Annotated in this window: 7 protein-coding genes; 3 read left to right on the plus strand and 4 right to left on the minus strand. The window is 44.9% G+C overall.

From position 1 onward, the window contains the following. Positions 1–649 precede the first annotated feature (649 nt). Together C7B77_RS13975 and C7B77_RS13980 are read left to right on the plus strand one after the other, a co-directional pair. Positions 650–1639, plus strand: coding sequence for a calcium-binding protein (locus C7B77_RS13975; protein WP_106305712.1), 990 nt, complete (start codon positions 650–652; stop codon positions 1637–1639). Between the two features lie 211 nt (positions 1640–1850). Beyond that, positions 1851–2720: a formylglycine-generating enzyme family protein gene (locus C7B77_RS13980; RefSeq protein WP_245894191.1), complete on the plus strand. Its 870-nt coding sequence runs from the start codon at positions 1851–1853 to the stop codon at positions 2718–2720. Between the two features lie 23 nt (positions 2721–2743). Here C7B77_RS13980 and C7B77_RS13985 read toward each other — a convergent pair whose 3' ends face one another. The 3 genes from C7B77_RS13985 to C7B77_RS13995 form a co-directional block, all read right to left on the minus strand. After that, positions 2744–4069 carry a hemolysin family protein gene (locus tag C7B77_RS13985; RefSeq protein ID WP_106305718.1) on the minus strand — a complete coding sequence of 442 codons (1326 nt, stop codon included), beginning with the start codon at positions 4067–4069 and terminating at the stop codon, positions 2744–2746. Between the two features lie 63 nt (positions 4070–4132). Then, positions 4133–4909, minus strand: a complete 777-nt coding sequence (locus C7B77_RS13990; RefSeq protein WP_106305720.1) for a WecB/TagA/CpsF family glycosyltransferase — start codon at positions 4907–4909, stop codon at positions 4133–4135. Between the two features lie 150 nt (positions 4910–5059). Further along, positions 5060–5320: a hypothetical protein gene (locus C7B77_RS13995; protein WP_106305727.1), complete on the minus strand. Its 261-nt coding sequence runs from the start codon at positions 5318–5320 to the stop codon at positions 5060–5062. 217 nt (positions 5321–5537) lie between these two features. Between C7B77_RS13995 and C7B77_RS14000 the strand changes: the two genes are divergently transcribed. Further along, positions 5538–6794: an inorganic phosphate transporter gene (locus C7B77_RS14000; RefSeq protein ID WP_106305723.1), complete on the plus strand. Its 1257-nt coding sequence runs from the start codon at positions 5538–5540 to the stop codon at positions 6792–6794. A 91-nt stretch (positions 6795–6885) separates the two neighbouring features. On the opposite strand, the gene C7B77_RS14005 is transcribed toward C7B77_RS14000, so the two are convergent. Then, on the minus strand, positions 6886–10464 hold the full coding sequence (locus tag C7B77_RS14005; RefSeq protein ID WP_106305725.1) for an AAA-like domain-containing protein: 3579 nt from the start codon (positions 10462–10464) through the stop codon (positions 6886–6888). Positions 10465–10877: the final 413 nt, after the last annotated feature.

A 10877-nucleotide genomic window follows, 5' to 3' on the forward strand; every position in this document is an offset into this window, starting at 1 on the left:
TTCGATAACTTCAGAAATAGATGCCTGCTTAATTGGCATTACAATTATTAGTTTTGCATACTAAGTAATGAAGAGCCCCAAATTAATATTAACGGGAATTCACTACTGGAATAAATATATATTTAGAGCGGTATCCTGTCCCTGCTTAGACAACTGCCGATCTGGTACTGAAATTGCACTGATGTGATATTTACTACCAACAGTTCTAGTAGCTGATGATTATTCAGTCATCTTTATCGAGAGATTTACTCCATGTAACAATTGCAGTGACCTACTTCGATCGCGATGAGAGCAATACTACTAAGCTCGATCGAGCGATCTCTAGATCCGCGATTCCCTGATGTCGCCTTTGTTACCAGCGATAGTTATTATCACTTAAATAGTCGATCTTGTAATCTATAAATTAAGCAATTTATCTTGAAAAAAATATTTCTGTAGTTTTCGCTACAAACTGTCTTTACTTTGTCGATGAAGGTGGTTATTCTGTCGATAGAGACTAAGCAAGTAGGGATTTACAACACTATTTTGTACGATCTAACATCTACTTTGATTGGTTTGCTCTACCAGCTCGGAATTGTTTTTTTTGGAAATTTCCAAGAAATAACACTGTCAATTACACCAGACATTTAAGTAGGAACAAACTCAAATCATGGCAGACACCACATTAGCAATTCCACAAGAACTTACCGACTTACCTGATGCAGGTGCGGAACGAAAAGCCCCATCACTCGTCCCACCCAACGTTATCAACGGTTCCGAAGGTAACGATATCATCGCAACTACCGCTCAAAATGATGTTGTTAATGCCCTTGGTGGTAATGACACAATTAATGGTAGTAAAGGTAACGATCTGCTCGTTGGCGGTAAAGGCACAGATACGGTAAATTATTCGAGGCTAGGTGGCCCAGTTACTCTCGGTGTTTCGGGGAAAGTCTCCAAAGGATCTAACGGTTCATTGGGCGAAGACCAACTCATTGGCATTGAGACACTTATCGGCAGCAACGGCGCGGGTGATTTAATTGATGGCTCGACTGCCAGCAGTGGTACTGTCCCGATTAATGTCAATCTCTCCACACAGACTTTGAGTGTCATCGGTATTCCGGTGCTGGGAACACAGAATTTCACTGTAAAAAACTTTGAAAATGTTAATGGTACCCGCATCAATGACATCATTACTGGAGATTTAAAGAACAACGTTCTCAATGGTGGTGATGGTAACGATATTTTGACTGGGACTGTTGGCACAAATCCAGGATCGACTGAAGTTGATACTCTGATTGGTGGTGCTGGTAATGATGTTTTTGTTTTAGGTAAAGGCAATACTCTTTATTACAGCAGCAACAAGAATGCTGATTTCGCCAAAATTACCGATTTTGGTAATGGTGCCGACCAGATTTTCTTGGCTGCGGGTAATTATGCGACTAATGCTGACTTCACACGGCTATTTGCTGTTAAGCTCGATGGCACCCGCGATCTAATTGCGAAAATTACTTACTCCTCAGGCATTGGTGATTCTGTGAGTCAACGCCAAGCTGCTCCAGAGTTCGGCGATACTGTGGTAGATCCGCTTTTGGCTAGCAATACTTTCAGTTTGTCGCAAGGTCAGTCTTTCGGTATTTTCTCTGCTGGTATTGTCTAATTCGTCAAAATCATTGATTTTAACGAAAAAACCGATCTTAAGGATCGGTTTTTTTTGCGATCCTAGAGACAGAGGCAATTTTAGCTCGATTCTAGTGGGATCGAACTTATCGAAGCCAAGTAAGGGCTTTAAGTGTGTCGTACATGCCTTCTGCATCACCCGAACGAAGGTGTGCGCGAGCTGCAATTCCCAATGCCTTTAGGTGCAACCCATGGCATACTTGAATCTAATCGATCTCCCTAGTCGCAACATCATGTCTTCTGTAGCCAATCTCACCACATCTAACTTTGAAATAGTCACTGTCGATCGCAATAGTGAAATTATCGATCGGCGATCGAGTGCGGCTGAATATTTTACACTCAGCTTAGGTGATGGTGTGAGATTGGATCTAGTCTCGATTCCTAGCGGTACATTTATGATGGGCGACGAGCGACACCATCAAGACGAACAGCCCGTTCATCAAGTGACGGTACCAGCATTTTTTATGAGTAAATATCCGATTACTCAGACTCAATATCGATCGATTATGGGCGAGCATGTCGGGAGTGGATCGGGTGATAATTATCCGATCGAACATGTTAGTTGGGATGATGCGATCGAATTCTGTACCAAATTATCGCAACAATCTGGCGATCGATATACGCTGCCTAGCGAAGCACAATGGGAATATGCCTGTCGTGCTGGCACTACTACTGCATTTTACTTTGGGGAAACAATCTCGCCCGAGCTAGCCAACTATAACGGGGATTATCCCTATCAGGGCGCACCCACAGGTGAAAATAGAGCGCAAACTACGCCTGTTGGGAGTTTCCCGCCGAATGCTTTTGGTTTGTATGACATGCATGGGAATGTGTGGGAATGGTGCCTGGATGAATACCAACCCAGTTATCAAGGTGCGCCGTTAGATGGGAGCGCGTGGATTTCGAGCTTAACAGAAGCCAATGTCAAACGGGTGATGCGTGGCGGTGCTTGGGATTATGTCGCGCGAGGATGTCGGAGTGCCGTGCGTGGTAGTCTATCATCCCGGAGTCGGCTGGCTGGGTGTGGAATGCGGGTGGTATTAGTGGGAATGTCAGGGTAGATCTGTGGGTAATGAGTAATAATTTAATCTCGCTCTACTTCTTCTATCTCTTCATCATTTTCAGAGAACTTAACTAATACTTTATCTACTCTTTTTCCGTCCATATCGACAATTTCAAACCGCAATTTTCGCCATTCAAAATGTTCTCCAGAAATCGGGATTTTGCCTAATTGCATAATGGCAAATCCGCCTAGAGTATGATAATTTCCGCGATCGATCGCGCTTTCGGGAATACTAAATTGTTCGAGTAGTTCCTCGATCGATAACATGCCATCCAACAGCCACGAACCATCGTCGCGCTGAATAATTTGGGGTTCTTCTGGTTCTTCGTTAAAATCGGTAATGTCGCCAAAGATCTCTTCAAACAGATCGTGCATGGTGACTAAACCTTGAATTACACCATATTCATCTACGACCATTGCAATATGGGTGCCAAATTTCTTAAACTGTTCGAGTACTTTGAGACCGCGCGTACTTTCGGGAATGAATAGCGGTTGGCTCAGGGATGCGGTGAGATTGATTTCTTCACCTTTGAGCGTTTGGGAGAGTAAATCGGCAACATGAACGACACCCAAAACGCGATCGAGTTCGCCTTCACACACGGGCAAGCGGGAATAATCGCTATCGATAATTTTTTGGCGGGTAATCCCAATTTGGTCGTCGATATCAATCCAGGTAATATCTGGGCGTGGCGTCATCAGCGCGCCGATTTTGAGATCGCCCAGACTGAGGACTCCTTCGACCATATCCTGCTCGGATTCTTCAAACATACCTGTTTCGGTACCTTGTTCGATCATCACCTTGATCTCTTCTTCGGTGACTTCGGGCTGACTAGAGCGTTTAATTCCCAGTAGTTTAACTACAAAGTTGGTAGAATGACCCAATACATAAATTAGTGGTGTCGTTATTCGTGCTAATAGATCGATCGGTCTAGATAAAAAACTGGCAATTGTTTCTGGGCTGTTTAAAGCTATCTGTTTGGGTACGAGTTCGCCGACGATTAGCGTCAGATACGTAAGTAGCACAATTGCCAATACCGAGGCAATTGGTTCGCTATACTCGCGCGGTAAGACTTGTGCCAATGGTGGCGTCAGTATCCTAGAAATAGCACTTTCACCACGCGCCCCAGATAAAATTGCCATCAAGGTAATCCCCACTTGCACTGTAGGCAAGAAGCGGTCGGGTGTCATTGCCAACCCCAATGCAATTCCAGCACGTCGATCTCCTCGATCTGCCAATGCTTGCAATCTGACTTTCCGGGCTGAGACGATCGCCATCTCAGACATCACAAATAAAGCATTGAGTAAAATCAGAACGAAAACTAGCAATAATTCCGCAGTTGGGGACATGAAACCAAGAATGAAGGATTGTCTAAAATACTGTCTTTAGTGTACTTGTTTCAGGATGAGGATCTAATTCGGTGCGAGTTTTTCCTTGGGTTTGCCCCATAACCTCTCCAAAATTGCCAGAATGGCAAATTTAGGTAAAGCTAAGGCTCTGCGCCAGCGACTGGGTTCTTGGGCGATCCGATACAACCATTCTAAATCTAGATTGCGGATGTATTGTGGGGCGCGATTTTTGACACCAGACCACACGTCGAAACTGCCACCGACACCAATCCAAATGGCTTGCGGACACAGATGAAAATTGTCGCGAATCCAAATTTCTTGTCTGGGCATTCCCAGTGCGACGAGAATGATTTTTGGTTGTGTAGACTGGATTTGATGCAATAGTTTCGCCTGCTGTTCGGCATCGAGATAACCGTGCTCGATGCCCACAATTTTCAAGTTGGGTAACTCAGTTTGCCACTTTTGCGCCGCTTTCTGGACGATCTGCGGCTTGCCACCATATAAAAACACTGGGTAGTCACGATCTGCTTCACCTGCTAGGCGGATTAAATCTTCGCCTAAATCGATGCCTGCATAGCGCGGTTGCTCGATACCATGCAATCGTAAAGCCATAATGATTCCCGAACCATCTGGGGTCACTAAGTCTGCATTGTGAATGATGGTAGATAGTTCGAGATCGTGAGTCGCTTGAATGACGATCTCGGCATTCATCGTTACAACGTGAGTGCCAATACCTCGTTGTAATCGATCGAGCAACCAGGGAATGTAATCTTTGGAGAGGTGGACGGGTTGACCTAAAATCTTGAATTGGGGCAAAGCTGTAGATTCGCGCTCGGACATGGAATTAGCAGAGTGATGTAATGGTGTGTCGATCGGGATGGAAACTAGCTGTCGATCTGCGCTCTGGGGGCGATCGATTATATGGCGAAACTGCGAACGCGAGCGATTTGTCGCTCGTCAGGCAAGGGCGGACAGTTACGAACGGGGGATTTATTGCAGATCGTTTAATTGAGCCAGCAGCCACTCATCTACAGGCTGTCCATCTTTGCGTTGGATCTCGACAGAGATTGCCATGACGGCTCTAGAACCTACAGCAGCAGGTTGTTTGTTAAAGCTGATATCGTAGTCAGCGGGATTTTCATTGCGCTGTTTGAGCCAATCTTCTACTTTGGTTTTCGCAAATAAAGATTGACCGCTTTCAAACATGCGATTGATTTGGAGTTGAATGCTGTGAGGATTGTGCTGTGCCATAAAAATAATTAACTTAGTCGATTGTCGATCGCCAGTAGGGATCGATAGCGATCGATCTGACGGGGTAGAATCTATGGGTTGGGATCGTCGATCTCCCATGATTTAAGGAGGAACGATCTCGGTCTAAGGTGATGGAGATCGTGGGAGATTATACTAGCAGTACACTAAGATCGAGCCACACTTCATAGACTAATTTTACCCATTCTTACACCGATCGATGTTATTTATTGGATTTGTTTGCTGTTTGGCCGTCTATGTAGCTTGTAATCTTGGTGCGAATGATGTTGCTAACTCGATGGGGACTTCGGTTGGTTCCAAGGCAATTACGCTCAAGCAAGCGATCGTCATTGCTGGCATCTTAGAATTTACTGGGGCAGTGTTGTTCGGGCGACAAGTGTCTTCGACTTTAGCAATTAGTATTGCCAATCCCGATTTATTTGTGTCCCAGCCGCAAACATTATTGCTGGGGATGATTGCTGTCTTAATAAGCTGCGGGTTGTGGTTGCAAATTGCGACAACCAAAAATTTGCCTGTCGCTTCTTCTCATGCTGTCGTGGGTGCGATCGCGGGATTTAGTTGGGTTGCCGCCGGATCGAGCGCGGTACAATGGTCGGCACTGGGCACGATTTCGCTGGCATGGGTAATCACGCCCCTACTTAGTGCGATGGTAGCTGCGGGCTTTTATTTGGTCATTAAACGGTGGATTCTAGAACGCGATCGACCGCTGGCGCAACTTCAACAATGGATGCCGTGGTTGTCGCTGATTTTAGTGAGTGTATTTGGGGTAATTGTTTTACCTAGCGTGGTGGCAACATTACCGTCAACATTTTTACCTGAAGTCCCCCGTCACGATTTTGCATTAGGATTGGGCGGGATGGCGGCATTGGCGATTACGTTAGTCGGTTGGCGGCGATTGGCGGCGGAGAAGGTCGATCTCGACTCGATAACCAATCCCCAGACAACCGAAGTTGTCGAGCGTCAGTTAGCCAGATTTCAACTGCTTAGTGCCTGTTGTGTGGCATTCGCTCACGGCTCCAATGATGTGGGGAATGCGATCGCGCCGTTGGCAACGATTCTATATATTCAAAGTACGGGGACTGTCCCCCAATCTAGTTTAGAAATTCCGTTGTGGGTGTTGGTGCTAGGTGGCGTCGGCATCGTAACTGGGTTGGCAATTTGGGGCAAACAGGTGATTGCCACTATTGGGGAAGGTATTATCAAACTCGAACCTAGTAGTGGGTTTGCCGCCGAGTTAGCCACTGCTGCGACGATTTTAATCGCTTCGAGTTATGGCTTACCTGTCTCAACTTCTCATGCTTTAGTCGGTGCGGTAGTAGGCGTCGGTTTGGTGAAGAATTGGCAAGCGGTTAGGTTGGATACGTTAAAATCGATCGGCTTGGCTTGGGTAGTGACAATTCCGATCGCTACGATCCTAAGTGCGGCGATATTTTCGGGTTTGCGGTACTTTTTCTAGCATTATATTTAGACCTCCTGCACAAATCCCAAATCGAGCATTTACGTCCGACCATAGCTCGATTTTTTGGATTTGGTATAATTCTCAATTCTCAATTCTCAATTCCTGAAAGTTTGCAGATAGAATCGATTGCGGCGGGATTGCGATCGCGTTGGGCGCGAACGCCAGCGAGGTACTCTTGCAACCGCTTACAGCCTTTAGCATAAGAGGCATCGAGGCTCAGATAGACTCGTTCTAACTTTGTCAAATTCCAAAATCTCATCACACCATTTTTATCCACCGCGACGAAAGTCTTACCATCGGGACTAAATGCCAGACTCAAAGCATTAAAACTCTCAATCGTGCGCCGCAATTCGCCCTTGCGACTCCAGAATTTAATCGTTCCTCCGCCAGCGGTGGCTATTTCTTGGGAGTCAGGGCTAAATTGAATGTCATCGCTAGCAGCTTGATGAGCTTGGTATTTAGCTAAAGATTTACCATCGGCGACGTTCCACCAGCGGACTATTCCATCCACGCCTGAAGCCGCAATTGTTTGGCTGTCGGGACTGAAACTAATTTTTAGTAAACTCTGCATTTTTTGGCGATTATTATCGTCTAATGTCCGAACTTTGGTAAAGTCACTAGTGCGGTAAAGTTCCACGCCATTAGTACTATTTGCTGCTAAGTACCGACCATCTGGACTAAAGGCAACTTTCCAAATCCAATGATCGTTATTAGTAATTTTAATTTCTTTAATTAGTTTACCGTCGCCAGTATCCCAGATTTTAATTTTTTCATCGTTACCGACAGAAGCTAAATAACGCTTATCGGAACTAAAGCTGACATCGAGGGCAAAATCACTATGCTTTAAAGTACGAATTATTCTGCCATCTGCCACTTGCCAGATCTTAATCGTATTATCTTCACTTGCTGAGGCGATCGAGCGATCGTCGGGACTAAAATTCAGGCCGTACACCCAATCTTTATGACCGCTAATAGTTCGGAATAAATGACCATCTGCCGTCCAAATTCTGATTTTTTTATCCGAGCCAGCAGTAGCTAGATATTTACCATTATGACTATAAATAACTCTTTTGATGCTTAAGTCGCTGGCACTAACATTGCGTTCTAATGCGCGATCTGGTTCCCAAATAATAACTTGGGAATCTGTTGCTGCTAGGGCGATACGCCGACCGTCGGGACTATAGCTGATACTTTTATACTCTGTCTGGTTAGAGCCGATTTGAGCCAGTAAGATATTCCCCCAGTTATTAGCAGCAATTATTGGCTGTGGATAGTCTAATATTCGGTCGAAGTCCCAGATCTTTAGCGTACCGCCAGCGGTTGCTAATTGTCGATCGTCAGGATTGAAAGCTACATAAAATCCTTCTTCATGTACCTTCTCGAGAGTTTTATATAACTCAAACTTACCCGATCGAATTTGCCAGACTTTTAAACTTTTATCGCTACCACCGCCACTGGATACCAGCCATTTACCATCTTGTCGAAAAGAGAGTGAATACGCCCAATCTTGGTGTCCGGTCAGAATTTGTGGACTCTTACTAGTTTGCCATTGCCACACTTTAATTGTCGTATCGGTACTAGCAGCGGCTAGAAACTTACCATCGATACTAAATTTGAGATCCCGAAAACTGTGGGTGCGATCGCCTACTTCTCCAGGAGTTTTAGGAAATGCTAGTACTTTGATAATTTTACCACTATTAGTTTCCCAAATGACAATTTCGGCATTTTGTGAATCGGTGTTAGTTGCCGCTGCAATATATTTCGCATCTCGCGTAATTGCTACGCGTAAAAATTTGTCTCGTCGATCGTGTTGTTTCAATAATGGGGTAACTTGTTTGCCGCGAATATTCCAGATTCTCACGCGATTGTCGTCGCCCACCGTCACGATCTTTTCGCTGTCGGCACTAATAGCTAGGTCTTTCAAAGATTGGGGATGGATAATTGTCGCAATTTCTGTACCGTCTGGCTGCCAAATTTTCAGCGATTTATCTTGACTAACTGAAGCAATAAATCTACCATCAGGACTATAATTAACTCCAGTAACGGTGTTTTGATGCGTGAGACGATTGCGTTCGAGCGTACCGTAGAGAGAGTATTGAAGATTGGTTTCTGTTTCTGGCTGTGACTGTGAATCGGGATCGTTTAATAATAATCTGGCAGCTTCTAAAGTACCGATTAAAGTTTCGAGAGTATGTTTGGAAGTATCCGATTTAATTAATGCTTGATTGAGGGCATTTTTAGCAGTAATTGTAGCAATTTGGGCCTTTTCTTTTTCCCGCCGTGCTTCGGCACCCAGATACAAAGCACTCAAGGCAAATAAGATCGCAATTCCCGATAGCAACCACAATTGTTTGATGCGTTGCTGAAGTACTTCTTGATTGGCTTCATAAATGCGCTGTTCGCGACAAGCACTGAGAAACTGACTATCTACATTACTTAAATTTTTGCCTTTAGACCAAGTTAGCGCATCTTCTAAGGCTTTACCCCTAAGCAGTCGAGAATTATCTTGCTTGTTCGATTCGAGCCACTCCTTGACAACCGTACCATAGGGACGTAAATTCGCCAGCTGTTTATCTACCCACGATCTATTAAATATCTCGGCGTAAATCGGATTGGCAACTCGCAATCTATCGCCAAATTTGACAGCAATTCCCGATAGTTGTAATTCGCGTTCTTCAGGAAGATTATCGATCGACACCTCTCGATCGATTAAAATCTGTTTATATATTCCTAACAAGCTACTCGATCGCGTTTCACTTGCAGTCAATCGTGCGGCGATCGTTTTAAAATGTGGCGGATTATCTTTACTTTCCCAGTCTTCTAAGATCTCCGTCTCCACTAGCTTTTTAATAACTACAATCGCATCAGTCGATCGCACGAATAAATTGCTTTGCGTAAGTAAATAACACAACTTCTGAGTCAAAAATGGCTGTCCGCCAGTCCATTCTAAAATATTGGCTAGCGTAGCTTGCGGGTTATCTGTCAGCTCCATCAAGCCGATCGCCAGTGGGCTAGCTTCTGCTAATGTAAATCCAGTTAATTCGATCGCCCGTCCGACATTAAATGGCGTGCGTCTTTTATCGGCAATTAAATCCGATGGTGTCGCTACACCAATTAAAGCAAAAGTGAGGCGTTGGTAATCGGGGTTCGTCGCGCGGCGATCGTAACAACTTCTAATAATTGCAAAGAAATCATCCGTTGAAAAATCCAGGCTCAAAGTACTATCGATCTCATCGATAAAAATCGCCAGCGGTGTAGTAGTATTTGGCAAGAGCACCGTATCAATAAACTCAGCCAACCGCTGCGGTGGCGGCAGAAAATCGCGCTCTTGCCACCAAGTTTTCATAAATTGGAGCGGATTTGCTAACTTAAAATCTTTAACTAAAGTATAGGCAATCCCCGCATACCACTGTTCCGGCTGAATATTGCCGCTACCCCTACCCGAAACATCGATCGTCGTACAAGCCACTCCCTCACTGCGTAACCTGTGTAACGTCCGCACCAGCAGGCTAGTTTTGCCCATTTGGCGCGAGTTAAATACATAGCAAAAATCGCCCGCTTTCAACCCATCATAAAAATCGCGATCGGCGCGGCGGATGGCGTAGCTGGGTGCATGTTCTGGCAAGCTGCCCCCAACTCTATACTCATAAGGTTCGCGTTCTAGCATCGATCGTGTCGGGGTGCCCCTGAGTATCCACAGGTTGTCGCAGTAACAATTAGCATGAATTTGTGCGAGATCTCTAACCTTATCAAAACATAGCCAAATCGAGAACAGACCTCTTATATATTGAGTTTTAATTGAGTTTTAATTGACTTAATATCGAGAAATTACTAAAATTACTAGATGTCTGTGTGACAAGACTTTAGCCCTTCAGTGGCAAAGCGGCACAGCAACAAGTAATGCAAATTACTCACCCCCGAACCATCCTCAAAGTCGCATACTACGTTTCCGGAGAGATCGATGCCACGCTCAATCAGACTTCGATCGGATGTTATCGGTAGGGTGCAAACGCTCGTCCACCACAACTTTTTTTGTCAAAACGACTTAGCGGACGAACTTGGCTTCGCGCAGTCTACTAT

Source organism: Chamaesiphon polymorphus CCALA 037 (genome assembly GCF_003003845.1).
GTDB lineage: Bacteria > Cyanobacteriota > Cyanobacteriia > Cyanobacteriales > Chamaesiphonaceae > Chamaesiphon > Chamaesiphon polymorphus.